This is a genomic window from Ruegeria sp. BF12, assembly GCF_056538705.1.
This window is the reverse complement of sequence record NZ_JBQFTP010000011.1, coordinates 79,980-95,539: the sequence shown is the minus strand read 5'-3', so window position 1 is coordinate 95,539 and position 15,560 is coordinate 79,980. Positions and strand designations below refer to the sequence as shown.

The window sequence follows — 15,560 nt, the reverse complement described above, 5'->3', positions numbered from 1 at the left end:
ACGTCCCCGTGCCTTAGGATGCAACCCCGATTGACCTTTCATATGCCTGCGATTTAATGCCGATCCAGCAGGGGATTGCCGATGAGCGAAGCAAGTAGAGTTCTGGATGAAATGAACGACCGGTCACGTGAAGTGTTCCGGCTGATCGTCGAGAGCTATCTGGACAGCGGAGAACCGGTCGGAAGCCGTACGCTGACCCGCACACTGTCGGAAAAAGTCAGTGCTGCCACCGTGCGCAACGTCATGCAGGATCTGGAGTTTCTGGGCCTGCTCGATAGCCCGCATGTTAGCGCAGGCCGAATTCCTACGCAGCAAGGGTTGCGGATGTTCGTGGACGGATTGCTTGAAGTTGGGGATCTGGGTGCCGATGATCGGCAGAAGCTCGACGAAACATTAGGCTCTAATGCAGGCGATGTGGGCGGAATGCTGGATCGTGTCGGCTCGGCTTTGTCACACGTGACACACGGTGCTTCGCTGGTTCTGACCCCCAAGCATGAATCCGAGATCAAGCATATCGAGTTTGTTTCGCTAGCGCATGACCGCGCTTTGGTGGTTCTGGTGTTCGCAGATGGGCATGTGGAAAACCGTCTGTTCACGCCCCCTCCGGGGCAGACACCCAGTTCGATGCGCGAGGCGGCGAACTTCCTGAATTCGCTGATCGAAGGACGTACGCTTAGCGAAGTGCGCCGTCAGATGCAGACTCAGATCACCGCGCGCCGACAGGAAATCGATGTGCTGGCCCGAGAGATGGTCGAAAGCGGCATGGCCGTATGGGATGGAGACGGCACCGACTCGGCCCGTTTGATCGTGCGCGGACGTGCGAATCTATTGGGAAAACCCGGCGAAGCCGAAGAGCTGGACCGAATCCGAACGTTGTTTGATGACCTCGAACGCAAGCAGGACATCGCCGAATTCCTCGAATTGACCGAGGAAGGCGAGGGTGTGCGCATTTTTATCGGGTCTGAGAACAAACTTTTCTCACTTTCGGGTTCCTCTTTGGTGGTGTCTCCATATATGAACGCTGATCGTAAGATAATTGGTGCGGTTGGGGTCATAGGGCCCACACGTCTAAATTATGGACGGATCGTGCCGATCGTGGATTATACAGCGCAACTGGTCGGAAAACTGATTTCCGACCGGAGCTAGAGGGTAAGAGATGGCAGAGCCCAAGAACGAAGATTTTCTGGACGATATCGCAACCGCCGAGGCGGAAGAGCTGGCCGAGGAATTTGCCGAGATCAGCGAAGAAGCGCTGGAAATTGATGCGCTGCGTGCTGAGCGGGACGATTTCAAGGACAAGTTCATGCGCGCATTGGCGGATGCCGAAAACGCGCGCAAGCGTGGCGACAAAGCGCGCCGCGATGCCGAACAGTATGGCGGATCGAAACTGGCTCGCGACATGCTGCCGGTTTACGACAACATGAAACGAGCGCTCGAAGCCGCAACCGACGAGCAGAAAGAAGTGGCAGGCCCGCTTCTGGAAGGCGTCGAGCTGACCATGCGGGCGCTGAAGGACGTGTTCCAAAAGCATGGAATCGAAGTGATTACGCCTGAAGTTGGTGACCGGTTCGATCCGAACATCCATGAGGCGATGTTTGAGGCACCGGTTCCTGGCACCCGTGCTGGTGACATCATTCAGGTTTCGGCCGAGGGCTTCATGCTGCACGATCGCCTGCTGCGCCCGGCACAGGTTGGAGTTTCTTCGACGCCTGCGAGTTAAGCGGGTTCAGATCCAGAGTGTTACGAGGCAGTCAGGTTCTGGCCGCCTCTTTCAGTTTGTAGATCAGGTCGAGCGCCTGACGCGGGGTCAGCTCGTCCGGCAGGATATCATCGAGCATGTCGGCGACGGGTGACGCTTTGGGTGTTGGTGGCGGTGGAGGCGGCGCAGCCGAAAACAAAGGCAGATCGTCTATCAGAGCTTTTTGCTTACCACCTTCGCGTTCCGTTTTCTCCAATTGATCCAGCACGATACGGGCACGCTCGACCACAGATGCCGGTAGTCCGGCCAGCTGGGCGACTTGAACACCGTAGGATCTGTCTGCCGCGCCTTTGTGGACTTCGTGAAGGAAGATGACTTCGCCTTCCCACTCCTTGACTGCGACTGTGGCGTTTTCAACTCCCTCAAGTTTGCCCGCCAAGGCCGTTAGCTCGTGATAATGCGTGGCAAACAGTGCGCGGCATTTGTTGGATGCGTGAAGATGTTCAAGCGTGGCCCAGGCGATTGAAAGGCCGTCATATGTGGCGGTACCGCGACCGATTTCATCCAGAATGACGAGGGCGCGGTCATCGGCCTGATTGAGGATGGCGGCAGTCTCGACCATTTCGACCATAAAGGTCGAACGCCCTCGGGCCAGATCGTCGGACGCTCCGACGCGGCTGAACAACTGGCTGATAAGGCCAACATGCGCCTGCTCTGCGGGGACGTAGCTGCCCATCTGGGCCAGCAGGGCAATTAGCGCATTCTGGCGTAGAAAGGTTGATTTACCGGCCATGTTAGGACCGGTCAGCAGCCAGATCGCCGCGCCATCGTTGGCGCTGAGATCGCAGTCATTCGCGATGAAGGCGTCACCGCTTTGCTGGCGCAGGGCGTGTTCGACAACCGGGTGTCTACCACCCTGAACATCGAAAGCGCGCGTGGCATCGACCTGCGGGCGGCACCAGTTTTCTCCGCGCGCAAGATCGGCCAAAGCAGTTGTCAGATCCAGTTCAGCCAGCCCGCGTGCAGCCTGGTTCAGGCGTGCGGCTTTGTCCAGAATTTCGTCAGAAAGCCTTTTATAGAGCCGTTTTTCAATCTCAAGTGCCAGATTTCCTGCGTTCAGGATGCGGGTTTCGATCTCGGACAGCTCGACGGTTGTGAACCGCACCTGGTTCGCGGTGGTCTGGCGGTGGATATAGGTCTCGCTGTGAGGCGGGTTCAGCATTTTCTCGGCGTGGGTGGCCGTGGTTTCAATGAAGTAGCCCAGCACATTGTTGTGCTTGATCTTCAGTGACGTGATGCCGGTGTGTTCTGCGTATTTTTGTTGAAAGCCAGCGATGACCGAGCGACCTTCGTCGCGAAGGGTACGGGCTTCGTCCAGTTCGGAATCGTACCCCGGGGCTATGAAGCCACCGTCGCGAGCCAGAAGCGGCGGTTCGGCAACAAGGGCGTCATCCAGCAGGTTCAACAGATCGTCGAAACCAACCAGGTTTTGCAGGGCTGTTGCCAGAAGGAGAGGTATGTCCTGATCCGTGCAAAGCTCGGCAATCGTCGAAGCCTGGGTCAGGCCGTTGCGAATGGCAGAAAGATCACGGGGGCCGCCGCGATCCAGTGACAGGCGCGATAGGGCGCGGTCCAGATCGGGAGTTTTGCGCAGAGCCTCGCGCAGGTCCGATGCGATCAGGCTATCTTCGGCGGCAAAACTGACCGAATCCAGCCGTCCGTGAATAACATCCAGATTACGCGAAGGGCTGGACAGACGCTGCTCCAACAACCGTGCGCCGCCGGGTGTGACGGTGCGATCCACCACGGACAGCAGTGACCCGGCGCGGCCGCCGGACAGCGATCGGGTCAACTCCAGATTGCGCCGTGTGGCGGCGTCGATCTGAACCACACGGTCCTCGGATTCCTTCAATGGCGTCTGCAGCAGGGGCAGTTTGCCTTTTTGCGTGATCTCCAGATAGTCGATCAGCGCACCCATGGCCGAGATCTCGGCGCGTCCAAAACTGCCGAACGCGTCCAGAGCACCCACGTGAAACAATCCGCAGATGCGCTTTTCCGCCGCAGTGCTGTCAAAGCTGGCGCGCCCGATCGGGGTCAGCGAGATACCCAGATCCATGACAGGTTCGGTCAGTTTGTCCTGAACCCCATCGGCCACGATCAGCTCGGATGGTGCCAACCGAGCCAGTTCGGGACTAAGACGAACAGAGGTCAAAGGCATCACGTGAAACGCCCCTGTCGAGATATCGGCCCAGGCCAGTGCAGCCTCATCCCGAACCTCGGCATAAGCGGCCAGAAAGTTGTGGCGGCGGGCCTCCAATAGCGCGTCTTCTGTCAGAGTGCCGGGCGTCACCAGACGCACGACATCGCGTCTTACCACTGATTTAGAGCCTCTTTTCTTCGCTTCAGCAGGGCTCTCCATCTGCTCGCATACGGCGACACGAAACCCTTTGCGAATCAGTGTGAGCAGATACCCTTCGGCGGAATGTACGGGCACACCGCACATCGGAATGTCGGTTCCGTTGTGCTTGCCGCGTTTGGTCAGCGCGATGTCCAACGCCTCGGCGGCGTTGACGGCATCCTCAAAGAACATCTCGTAAAAGTCGCCCATACGATAAAACAGCAGGGCGTCTGCATGGACCTCTTTGATCTCGAGATATTGTGCCATCATCGGCGTGACTGTGGACAAAACCGGCCCCCTTTTGGCGTATTCCGGGCGCGACCTTACAAATCCCACATCTTCTGTAAAAGCCGAAAACTCATTCTCGTTGAGGCGCGCGCGCGCCTGCGCTATGAGGCAAAAGTCCCGCAGATGTAAAGAAACGACCCATCACATGCCCAAAGCGAAGATCACCAAAGAAGAGGCGCTGGCCTTTCACCTCGACCCGACCCCCGGAAAGTGGGAGGTGCAGGCCACCGTTCCCATGACAACGCAGCGCGATCTGTCGCTGGCTTACAGTCCCGGCGTCGCTGTTCCATGTGAAGCAATCGCCGAAGCGCCGGAAACCGCCTACGACTATACCAACAAGGGTAATCTGGTGGCCGTGATCTCGAACGGAACGGCCGTTTTAGGCCTAGGAAACCTTGGTGCGCTGGGCTCAAAACCGGTGATGGAGGGGAAATCCGTACTGTTCAAACGGTTTGCCGATGTGAACTCGATCGATATCGAGTTGGACACCGAAGACCCCGACGAGTTCTGCCGCGCCGTGCGTCTGATGGGGCCGACCTTTGGTGGGATCAACCTGGAAGACATCAAGGCGCCTGAATGTTTCATCATCGAACAGCGCCTGAAGGAAGAGATGGACATTCCGGTTTTTCACGATGACCAGCACGGCACAGCGGTGATCTGCGCGGCGGGTCTGTTGAACGCGCTGCAAATCTCGGGCAAAAAAATCGAAGATGTGAAAATCGTTCTGAATGGCGCGGGTGCGGCAGGTATCGCCTGTATCGAGCTTCTGAAGTCGATGGGTGCCAAACACGAAAACTGCATCGTCTGTGACACCAAGGGCGTGATCTATCAGGGTCGGACTGAGGGTATGAACCAGTGGAAATCGGCCCATGCCATCACCACGGATCTGCGTACCTTGGAAGAGGCTATGGATGGCGCGGACGTCTTCCTTGGCGTGTCGGTCAAAGGGGCGGTAACGCAGGACATGGTTGCGTCGATGGCGGACAATCCGGTGATTTTCGCAATGGCGAACCCGGACCCAGAGATCACGCCGGAAGAGGCGCACGAGGTGCGGGTCGATGCGATCGTTGCCACCGGACGCAGCGACTATCCGAACCAGGTGAACAACGTTCTGGGCTTCCCTTACCTGTTCCGCGGCGCGTTAGATATTCACGCCCGGGCCATCAACGACGAGATGAAAATCGCCTGTGCCCATGCGCTGGCCCGACTGGCGCGTGAAGATGTGCCGGATGAGGTCGCAATGGCCTATGGCAAATCGCTGACTTTTGGGCGTGATTACATCATCCCGACGCCGTTTGATCCGCGTTTGATCCACCGTATCCCGCCAGCAGTTGCCAAAGCGGGGATGGATACCGGTGCAGCCCGTCGTCCGATCATCGACATGGACGCATACGAGCTGAGCCTGAAGTCCCGCATGGACCCGACCGCCAGCATCCTGCGCGGCCTGAACGCCCGTGCCCGTGCCGCCCAAAGCCGGATGATCTTTGCCGAGGGCGACGATCCGCGCGTGTTGCGCGCAGCGGTGATGTATCAGCGTTCCGGCTTCGGCAAGGCTCTGGTTGTCGGGCGTCCCGACGATGTAAAAGAAAAACTGGAAGCCGCCGGTTTGGGCGACGCCGTGCGCGAACTTGAGGTCGTGAACGCCGCCAACACCACACATCTTGATGCGTATAAAGACTTCCTTTACCAGCGCCTGCAGCGGCAAGGGTTCGACCGCAAGGATATTCACCGGCTTGCAGCGCGGGACCGCCACGTATTCTCGTCTCTGATGCTGGCGCACGGCCATGCCGATGGTCTTGTGACCGGGGCGACCCGTAAGTCGGCGCATGTGCTGGACCGGATCAACCATGTATTCGACGCTGATGCAGAGCACGGCGCTGTTGGCGTGACCGCGTTGCTGCACAAGGGCCGGATCGTTCTGATCGGCGATACACTGGTGCACGAATGGCCGGATGAAAACGATCTGGCCAACATCGCCGAACGGTCCGCTTCTGTGGCACGTAGCATGGGGCTTGAGCCGCGCGTCGCCTTTGTCAGCTTCTCGACCTTTGGCTATCCGGTTTCCGAACGCGCCGAAAAGATGCATGTCGCGCCCGAGGTTCTCGACAAACGCGGCGTCGATTTCGAGTACGAAGGCGAAATGACCGTGGATGTGGCGCTAAACGTGGACCAGCAATCGGCCTATCCGTTCTCTCGTCTGACCGGTCCGGCGAACATCCTGATTGTACCCGCTCGCCACTCGGCGTCGATCTCGACAAAGCTGATGCAAGAGATGGGCGAAGCCACCGTCATCGGACCGATCCTGTCGGGGATCAATAAACCGATCCAGATCTGCTCGACCGTTTCGACTGCGAATGACATTCTGAACATGGCCATTCTGGCCGCCTGCGATATTGGATAAGCCGTGACGATCTGGAACCTAGGCTCAATCAATGCGGATATGGTCTATGGCCTGCCGCATCTGCCCAGTGCCGGTGAAACCCTGGCCGCTTCAAATCTGGAGCGGTTTCTGGGCGGCAAAGGCGCAAACATGTCCGTTGCGGCGGCGCGGGCCGGGTCGCGGGTCGCGCATATTGGCGGCGTCGGGTCGGATGGGCGCTGGGCGCGGGATCGCATGACCGAATATGGCGTCGATACTCGGTTTATTTCCGAGGTCGACGTACCCACCGGTCACGCCATTATCGCAGTGGATGCGCAGGGTGAGAATCAGATCATTCTGTATCCGGGGGCTAACCATGCCATCAAACAGGATCAGTTGGGGAAAGCTCTGTCGCAAGCAGCTCCGGGTGATCTGCTAGTCATGCAGAATGAGACCAACGCTCAGGTCGAGGCTGCCCGCATGGGGCGCGATCTGGGACTGACTGTCTGCTACGCCGCCGCGCCCTTTCAGGCCGACGCGGTTCAGGCCGTATTGCCTTACCTCGACTTTCTGATTCTGAACGAGGTCGAGGCGGAACAGTTGCGCGAAAGCACGGGCTTGTCGGTTGCCGATTTGCCTGTGAAGCATGTTCTGGTGACGTTGGGATCAAAGGGTGCTCGCTATTTTCCCAAAGACGGCGATGTTCTCGAAATAGCCGCGCACAAGGTAAAGGCGGTGGACACGACCGGCGCGGGCGATACGTTCACCGGCTATGTTCTGGCAGGAATGGATCGTGGGCTGCCGATGCCGCAGGCGATTGCACAAGCAAATCGTGCCGCGGCCCTGATGGTCACGCGGCACGGAACGGCGGATGTGATCCCCGACCTCAAAGATGTGCTTGAGGCCCGGTTCGGTTAGGATCCAGCGAAGGGTGCGTTGCTGCCCCAAAGCTGCTTGACCCGCGCATCGCGACCGCAAGCCTTGCGGTATGCTTTGTACGCATTTTTCTGGCGTTTCGGACCAAACCGGGTAAGCACCAGCTTGTCACCCTTGTAGTAGTCCTGATGGTACGCCTCGGCCGGATAGAACGCACCAGACTGCAGAATAGGTGTGACCACGGTTTGCCCCAGCGCGTTTTGCGCATCGGCCTTGGCCTGCTGCGCAAGTGCCTTTTCGCCAGTGGTAGAGACAAAAATCGCCGTCCGATAACTGTTACCCCGATCGCAGAACTGACCGCCCGCGTCGGTTGGATCGACCGAGCGGAAAAACATGCTCAGCAGCGTTTCACGGGAAACCCGCGCGGGATCGAAGGTGATCTGGACAGCTTCGTAATGTCCCGTGCCCCCCTTAGAAACCTGATCATAAGTCGGGTTTGCGGTTTTGCCGCCGGTATAGCCCGAGACTGCTCCGATCACACCGGGAACGGATTCAAAATCGGATTCAACACACCAGAAACAGCCTCCGGCCACTGTCAGGGTTTCAGTTCCAGCCGCAGGCGCAGGCAGGGCGCGCAGCATGGCGGCCAGCGTGATCAGTCCAAACAGAAGGCTTGGTTTGAAGAAATCGAGGTAAGCAGTCCGGTTCATGGCAGATCTCCTTTTGAGATCAAGCTGCCCGGACTTTTCCGTCGTGGCAATCCGCTGACATCGATTGTCACGCGCTGGTGAGACGAGTTTATCGGCGCTCAGCCCAGCAACTGTCCCAGCTTCATCGCCACACCCATATTGCCCGAGATCTTGAGCTTACCCAGCGCAACGCCGGTCATCGGGTTCAGCTTGCCAGTCAGCAGCTTGGTCAGGTTTTCCTGGGAAATACGGATGGTGCAATCCGTATCCTGATCCTGTGTGGTGGCCTGATTGTCGGCCAGCACAATCACACCATCATCACCGCAGTCAAACTTGAGAGATCCGTCAAATGTCTTGCCGTTCAGACCCTTCTGAATCCCGTCGGCGATGTCCTGAAGCATGGTACGTCCTTTCCCTGTTGACCTTTGGGTAAAGACAAACAGACAAAACTGGCAAGGGTGACGCTGCTGGAACTCACACAGTGACGACAAAGAAAAACCCGGCATCCATCTAGGGCGCCGGGTTTGTCATCATAGCGAAGGCTTGAATTACCTCGACAGACGCTTTTCGCGCGAGGCCAGAAGTTTCAGGCGCAGGGCGTTCAACTGGATGAAGCCTGCAGCGTCTTTCTGATCATATGCACCGGCATCGTCTTCGAAGGTCACATGCTCTTCGGAGTACAGCGAGTGATCCGACCAGCGGCCAACGGTTGAGGCCAGACCTTTGTAAAGTTTCACGCGGACGGTGCCGGTGACGTGTTCTTGCGACTTGTCGATCGCGGCCTGCAGCATTTCCCGCTCGGGCGAGTACCAGAAGCCGTTGTAGATCAGCTCAGCATATTGCGGCATCAGCTGGTCCTTCAGGTGCATCGCGCCGCGGTCCATGGTGATGGACTCGATACCGCGGTGCGCTTCCAGAAGGATGGTGCCGCCGGGTGTTTCGTAAATGCCGCGCGATTTCATACCGACGAACCGGCCCTCGACCAGGTCCAGACGGCCAATTCCGTGCTTGCCGCCGTATTCGTTCAGTTTGGTCAGGATGGTGGCCGGGCTCATCGCCTCGCCATTGATGCTGACCGCGTCGCCTTTTTCGAATCCAATCTCGATGAATTCCGGTTCGTTCGGCGCGTCCTCGGGGTGGACGGTGCGTTGATAGACATAGTCCGGCGCCATATCGGCGGGATCTTCCAGAACCTTGCCCTCGGACGAGGTGTGCAGCAGGTTTGCATCGACCGAGAAGGGTGCCTCACCGCGTTTGTCCTTGGCGATCGGAATCTGGTGCGCTTCGGCCCATTCCAGCAGGCGTGTCCGGCTGGTCAGATCCCACTCACGCCACGGCGCGATTACCTTGATGTCGGGGTTCAACGCGTAAGCCGCCAGTTCAAAGCGGACCTGATCGTTGCCCTTGCCGGTCGCGCCATGTGCCACGGCATCGGCACCGGTTTCTTTGGCGATCTCGACCAGACGTTTGGAAATCAGTGGGCGGGCAATCGATGTGCCCAGCAGGTACAGGCCTTCGTACTGCGCATTGGCGCGGAACATCGGGAAGACAAAGTCACGGACGAATTCTTCGCGGATGTCCTCGATATAGATGTTCTCGGGCTTGATCCCCAGCATCTCGGCCTTTTGGCGGGCGGGCTCCAGCTCTTCACCCTGACCCAGATCGGCGGTGAAGGTGACAACCTCACAACCATACTCGGTCTGCAGCCATTTCAGAATGATCGAGGTATCAAGGCCACCGGAATAGGCCAGAACAACTTTCTTGGGCGCGGACATCTGACTTCCCTTTATGCGTAGAACGACTGGCCCCTAGCGGGTTTTGGACGCGGGGGCAAGTTATCAGCGTTGACGCAGGGTGCGAATTGGGGTGAAACATTTGCATATAAAACAATGATTGGTTGAGAGGGCAGTTGAAAGATGTTGGGCTGGCAGATTTTTGTCCATTCCGTGCGGATGGTGTTTGGAAACATCAAACAGGTACTGCAAATCACGGTAGGTCCCGCATTGGTTGCGACAGCATTGATTGTGGCGCTGTTCCTGGTGTCCGGTATTCCATTGGAAGCCTTTGAAGAAAGCGCAGGAGAGCTACCTCCGGGGACATCTGCAGGGGCTGTTATTCTTTTTGTCCTGGGGTTGATCGCGGTTATTTTTGTCACTGTTTTCTGGATCGCCGTTTCATGGCACCGTTTTATCCTGCTTGAGGAATACCCCAGCGGTATTTTTCCCACGTTCCGCTTCGACAGAATTCTCGCCTATCTGGGGCGCGCGTTGATGCTGGGCCTGCTGTTTGCAATCGCCTGGCTTCCGATGGGGCTGGTTTTCGCAATGCTCGGCCAAAGCCTCGTGGGTCTGTCGATCATCGTGGTGGCGGTCTACCTGGTTTATCTGGTGGTCTGTTTTTACCGACTGTCGATCATCCTGCCCGCCACCGCGATCGGTGAACCGATTACAATCGGTAGGGCTTGGAACAGTACGACAGGTATTGCCAGTTCCATATTGGTCCTCATTGTAGTGGCGTTTTTGTTCCAGGTACTGGTTCAGCTTGTATTCACTGTTCTGGCATTCATTCCGGTGTTGGGAATCTTGCTGACAGTATTCTTTGGCACGCTGATTCTGCCGATGATCAACGTCAGCATCATGACCACCATGTACGGAGTTTTCGTCGAAAAGCGGGAACTCACCTGATCGCCGTACACATATGTATTCCTTGCCCTTATAGTCGGGATAAGTCAGTGAAGCGTGCATGACCGATTTCATGACCCGTGCCCGCGCAGCCGAGCAGGCGATGCGCTCTGTTTTCCCGGCAACGCCATTGCAGCGCAATGCCCATCTGTCTGACCGTTTTGGCGCCGATATCTGGCTCAAGCGAGAAGACCTCAGCCCGGTGCGGTCCTACAAGATCCGCGGTGCGTTCAACGCCATGCGCAAGCGGCAGGGGCAGGACCTGTTTGTCTGCGCCAGCGCGGGGAACCATGCGCAGGGCGTGGCCTATATGTGCAAGCATCTGGGCGTGAAGGGTGTGATTTTCATGCCGGTGACGACGCCGCAGCAGAAAATCCAGAAGACCCGCATTTTCGGCGGCGACAACATCGAGATCCATCTGATCGGCGACTATTTTGACGATACGCTGGCCTCCGCGCAGGATTGGTGCGCGCAGCAGGGCGGGCATTTCCTGTCGCCCTTCGACGATGAAGATGTGATCGAAGGGCAGGCCTCGCTGGCGGTTGAGATCGAGGCGCAGCTTGGTGGTGTGCCGGATCATGTTGTTTTGCCGGTTGGTGGAGGCGGGATGTCCTCGGGCGTGGCGACGTGGTTCGGGGATCGGACGCATTGCCTGTTCGTGGAACCGGCGGGCGGAGCGTGCCTGCGCGCCGCGCTGGCGGCTGGCCATCCTATGGCTTTGGATCATGTGGACACGTTTGTTGACGGCGCGGCGGTGGGACGGATCGGTGAAAAACCGTTCGAACTGCTAAAGTCTCGCCATCTGTCGGATGTGCTGGTGATGTCGGAAGACCGCATCTGCGCCACGATGATCGAAATGCTGAATGTCGAGGGCATTGTTCTGGAACCCGCCGGCGCTTTGGCGGTTGAGGCGATCGGCGACGTCCAGAGCTTTATCCGAGGCAAGACCGTGGTGTGCGTCACATCGGGTGGCAATTTCGACTTCGAACGTTTGCCCGAGGTCAAGGAACGGGCGCAGCGCTATTCCGGAGTCAAGAAGTACTTCATTCTCCGGTTGCCGCAGCGCCCCGGTGCGCTGAAAGAGTTTCTGGGCATTCTCGGTCCCGAGGACGATATCGCCCGGTTCGAATACATGAAAAAGTCTGCGCGCAATTTCGGGTCGGTTCTGATCGGGATCGAAACCCGCAAGCCCGAAAACTTTGTGCGCCTGTTTGCGCATCTGGATGACGCCGGCTTCACTTATACCGACATTACCGAGGACGAAACGCTGGCGCAGTTCGTGATCTGAGGCTTTGGTTTCAAGGACTCTGTGCCACAGGGCAACACGCCTGACCTGCAGTAATCTTGTCGGGCGGGTGGAATTCACCTACGCAAAGTCAGGCATTTAGGACCGGAAAGCAGATATATGAAGCCGCTCGCTGCAGTGACCATGGTTTGGCGCGACTATTGGTATCTAGAGAAATGGGTCGCGTATTATGCCGCCCAATTGGGCCGTGAAAATGTATACATCCTGTCGCACGGCGCTGACCCCGAGATCGATCGGATCGGTCAGGGCTGCAATGTAATCGCCATCCTGCGGGACGGATTGCACCAGTCGTTCGACTATGCCCGGTGGCGGATGCTGTCGGATTTTTCCGCCATGCTGACCCAATTCTATGAGCGGATCATTGTTTCGGATTGCGATGAGTTGCTGATGACAGTCGATGGTCGTCCTCTGGTCGAATACCCGTTTGCGTTCGAGGAAAACTCTGCCGGTGCGGTCGGATTCAACCTTGTTGCAACCCGGGATGACGCGGATCAGCAGGCATTGATCACAGACAGCAAATATTGCCTGTTCGAAATCCCTCATTCCAAGCCTTGCCTGGTGCAACGCAAGGTGTCCTTTGGCACTGGCGGGCATGGTGTGATGAACGACAGCTTTGGCCTGCTGCCTGGCTTGTTCAACCTGCATTTCCATTTCGGCAACTGGCAGGAGTTGCAGCGCCGTGAGCAGGAAAGATCACCGCTGGTCGATGAAACCATGGCGGATGGTGTGAAAATCCGGAAATCCCCCGGACAGTCGGTGGGTATCGTTGGCTGGCGCAGGCGGTCGCGCCGTTTTAGACGGATGAACAAGGAACTTACCGGCACGCCCGAACTGCCGATGGAAGACTGTGTCGAGCTATGTCGACAGGAGGCCGCTACGACGCTGAAAAGAATGGATGACGGGTACTTCACACTAGACAGAACGATGGAGTTCAAACTGAAGAAGTTCCGGTTTCCCAGTGAGTTTCCGGTAAAGATCTAGTTGTTTGGGCACCCCAACTGCACCGTTACCATCCTCAGAAATTGCTTAGCCCCGATTTGAACTCAGTGGCTGAACTTTCGAACACACTGACAATATTGGGAAGGTCAACGGTTTGGCTTTGTCCTTGTGCTGACTGCCTCTCCCCGTCCTGACAGAGTCTTGCCAGTGCCTCAAAGCCCAGGCTTAGCGCGCTGCCCTTCAGAAAATGCAGGTTCTGTTCGTAACCGGTGCGTGCGGTGTCATGCTGCAGCCGGGAAAGCGCCTCATGAACCTCATCGAGGAAGATCTGCACCACCTCATCGAACTCGCTGGCGCCAACTTCGTCCCGTAGCTGTTGGACCCTGGACCAGTTGATCATGCCATCCTCTCTTCACCTGCTCTTCACTTGCCGCGACATACCTTTGATACTGCGAGATAGGTAAAGAGCAGGTTAAGTGGAGTGTTTTGCCGGCTTCACCCTATGTTAAACCGCCGTGCGTTAGGGTCATCGCATTCCGATTAGCGTCGCGGGTCAGGGTAACGGTGGCAGAGGTCAGTCAGGCAGACACCAGATCAGATCTGGATTTTGGTGCGATCCAAAAGGTGCTTGTCGTTGATGACAGCCGCCTGCAGCGGCGGATTCTGGTCGCCTCTCTCAAGAAATGGGGCTTTGAAGTGATCGAGGCGGACAGTGGCGACGTCGCGATCGAAATGTGCCTCAGCGATCCGCCGGATCTTGTGCTCAGCGACTGGGTCATGCCGGGGATGAGCGGGCTGGAATTCTGCAAAGCTTTTCGCGCGCTGGATGGCGATCAATACAGCTATTTCATTCTGCTGACGTCCAAGAGCGAAAAACAAGAGGTTGCGCGGGGCCTTGATGCCGGCGCGGATGACTTTCTGATCAAGCCGCTTGAGGCAGACGAACTGCGTGCGCGCATATCGGCAGGGGCACGCATTCTGGACATGCAGCGCGAACTGTCTGAGAAAAACCGCATGATCGAGTCCGCGCTTGAAGAACTGCGTGTGGCCCATGATGCGATCGACAAGGACCTGATCCAGGCCCGAAAAATTCAGGAATCGCTGGTTCCGGAACTGACCCGGGAGTTTGGCAAATCTCGGGTCAGCTTATTGCTGAAGCCCTGCGGGCATATCGGTGGCGATCTGGTGGGGATGTTTTCTCCGGGCGTCAACCGGCTGGGTTTTTACAGCATCGACGTGTCTGGCCATGGCATCACATCGGCCATGATGACGGCCCGGTTGGGCGGGTATCTGTCAAGCAGTCACTTTGATCAGAACGTGGCCATGGAACGGCGCTTTGACAAATTCTACGCGCTTCTGCCGCCGGAAGAGGTGGCCGCGATGCTGAACTCGCGGCTGATGGCGGATGCGGGCATCGAAGAGTATTTCACGATGGTCTATGCGATAATCGATCTGCGCAATGGGCACCTTAAGATGGTTCAGGCCGGGCACCCTCATCCATTGCTGCTGCGGCAGGATGGGAGCACGGAGTTTCTGGGCAATGGCGGGTTGCCTATTGGCTTGTTGCCGGACGTTACCTTTCAGCGGACAGAAACGTATATGCAACCGGGCGACCGACTATTGCTGTACTCAGACGGGTTTACGGAGTGTGGTCTTGCCGAAGGTGGCTTACTGGAAGACGAAGGGCTGCGTCAGATGGCGCTCGATTGCGCCCCTGGCCGCAGCGGATCAGAGTTTCTGGACGATATGTTCTGGCGGCTGACGCAAGTGATGTCGCCGGACAGTGGTATGGACGATGACGTCTCGGCCGTATTCTTTGAATATAACGGTCACTGAAGCCCTTGCAGATGCAAACCGGCAAAGTGGCGATCACCGCTGTTTCCCAGCTTTTCGACGGCGTCTGCGGTATCCATCCACCGGGCTTCGTGAAACTCTTCACGCGGCGGACCCATGCGGCGCACGGGTTGTGCGCGATAAATCAGACAGACTTTTTCTGCCCACAGATCATATTCCGGCATGTAGGTGAAACGTCGAAAGGCACCTAAACGGCGCGGGGCCGTAATTAACCATCCGGTTTCTTCGAAAACTTCTCGGTGCAGCGCGGATATCGGTGATTCGCCTGGATCAATGCCCCCGCCGGGCAGTTGCAGTTCCGGGTTTAGCCCATCGTCGTACCAGGTGACCAACAACCCCCGCCCGCGCGGCAACAAAGCATAGACACCGGGCCGACGCGTGTATTTGCGTCCCGCTTGTGGGGTTTCACCAAACCGTCTGATCATGTATGGCCCCTTACAACCCGAATTGTTCGACCTATATGCTGGCGGT

The 15,560-nt window shown here is 57.5% G+C and carries 14 protein-coding genes; 8 read left to right on the top strand and 6 right to left on the bottom strand.

From position 1 onward, the window contains the following. Nucleotides 1-81 precede the first annotated feature (81 nt). Nucleotides 82-1,146 (top strand): heat-inducible transcriptional repressor HrcA, encoded by a 1,065-nt coding sequence (hrcA, locus tag ACR0J0_RS17010; RefSeq protein WP_480665332.1) that lies wholly within the window; start codon nt 82-84, stop codon nt 1,144-1,146. 10 nt (nt 1,147-1,156) lie between these two features. After that, nucleotides 1,157-1,720, top strand: coding sequence for a nucleotide exchange factor GrpE (locus tag ACR0J0_RS17005; RefSeq protein ID WP_170468241.1), 564 nt, complete (start codon nt 1,157-1,159; stop codon nt 1,718-1,720). Between the two features lie 31 nt (nt 1,721-1,751). On the opposite strand, the gene mutS is transcribed toward ACR0J0_RS17005, so the two are convergent. Further along, on the bottom strand, nt 1,752-4,367 hold the full coding sequence (gene mutS / locus ACR0J0_RS17000) for a DNA mismatch repair protein MutS (RefSeq protein ID WP_480665379.1): 2,616 nt from the start codon (nt 4,365-4,367) through the stop codon (nt 1,752-1,754). Between the two features lie 163 nt (nt 4,368-4,530). Between mutS and ACR0J0_RS16995 the strand changes: the two genes are divergently transcribed. Continuing rightward, complete coding sequence (locus ACR0J0_RS16995; protein ID WP_480665331.1) at nt 4,531-6,786, top strand: NADP-dependent malic enzyme; 2,256 nt, start codon at nt 4,531-4,533, stop codon at nt 6,784-6,786. Nucleotides 6,787-6,789: 3 nt separating this feature from the next. Next, nucleotides 6,790-7,662 (top strand): ribokinase, encoded by an 873-nt coding sequence (locus tag ACR0J0_RS16990; protein ID WP_480665330.1) that lies wholly within the window; start codon nt 6,790-6,792, stop codon nt 7,660-7,662. Here the strand turns inward: ACR0J0_RS16990 and msrA are convergent. From msrA to ACR0J0_RS16975, 3 genes are all read right to left on the bottom strand, one after another. Beyond that, complete coding sequence (msrA, locus tag ACR0J0_RS16985; protein WP_480665329.1) at nt 7,659-8,330, bottom strand: peptide-methionine (S)-S-oxide reductase MsrA; 672 nt, start codon at nt 8,328-8,330, stop codon at nt 7,659-7,661. The genes ACR0J0_RS16990 and msrA overlap by 4 nt on opposite strands. Before the next feature lie 98 nt (nt 8,331-8,428). After that, a complete protein-coding gene (locus ACR0J0_RS16980) occupies nt 8,429-8,710 on the bottom strand; it encodes an SCP2 sterol-binding domain-containing protein (RefSeq protein ID WP_480665328.1) in 282 nt (93 codons plus the stop codon). A gap of 147 nt (nt 8,711-8,857) precedes the next feature. Further along, nucleotides 8,858-10,084: an argininosuccinate synthase gene (locus ACR0J0_RS16975; protein WP_480665327.1), complete on the bottom strand. Its 1,227-nt coding sequence runs from the start codon at nt 10,082-10,084 to the stop codon at nt 8,858-8,860. Nucleotides 10,085-10,225: 141 nt separating this feature from the next. On the opposite strand from ACR0J0_RS16975, the gene ACR0J0_RS16970 reads away from it, so the two are divergent. From ACR0J0_RS16970 to ACR0J0_RS16960, 3 genes are all read left to right on the top strand, one after another. Continuing rightward, nucleotides 10,226-10,993 (top strand): hypothetical protein, encoded by a 768-nt coding sequence (locus ACR0J0_RS16970; RefSeq protein ID WP_480665326.1) that lies wholly within the window; start codon nt 10,226-10,228, stop codon nt 10,991-10,993. 58 nt (nt 10,994-11,051) lie between these two features. Then, nucleotides 11,052-12,278, top strand: coding sequence for a threonine ammonia-lyase IlvA (gene ilvA / locus ACR0J0_RS16965; protein ID WP_480665325.1), 1,227 nt, complete (start codon nt 11,052-11,054; stop codon nt 12,276-12,278). Between the two features lie 117 nt (nt 12,279-12,395). After that, a complete protein-coding gene (locus ACR0J0_RS16960) occupies nt 12,396-13,277 on the top strand; it encodes a hypothetical protein (RefSeq protein WP_480665324.1) in 882 nt (293 codons plus the stop codon). Between the two features lie 34 nt (nt 13,278-13,311). Here the strand turns inward: ACR0J0_RS16960 and ACR0J0_RS16955 are convergent, their stop codons facing one another. Next, a complete protein-coding gene (locus ACR0J0_RS16955; RefSeq protein WP_480665323.1) occupies nt 13,312-13,635 on the bottom strand; it encodes an Hpt domain-containing protein in 324 nt (107 codons plus the stop codon). Nucleotides 13,636-13,799: 164 nt separating this feature from the next. Between ACR0J0_RS16955 and ACR0J0_RS16950 the strand changes: the two genes are divergently transcribed. Continuing rightward, nucleotides 13,800-15,071, top strand: a complete 1,272-nt coding sequence (locus ACR0J0_RS16950) for a PP2C family protein-serine/threonine phosphatase (RefSeq protein WP_480665322.1) — start codon at nt 13,800-13,802, stop codon at nt 15,069-15,071. Here the strand turns inward: ACR0J0_RS16950 and ACR0J0_RS16945 are convergent. Beyond that, nucleotides 15,065-15,514 (bottom strand): NUDIX hydrolase, encoded by a 450-nt coding sequence (locus ACR0J0_RS16945; RefSeq protein ID WP_480665321.1) that lies wholly within the window; start codon nt 15,512-15,514, stop codon nt 15,065-15,067. The two genes, ACR0J0_RS16950 and ACR0J0_RS16945, sit on opposite strands and share 7 nt — an antisense overlap. Nucleotides 15,515-15,560 lie beyond the last annotated feature (46 nt).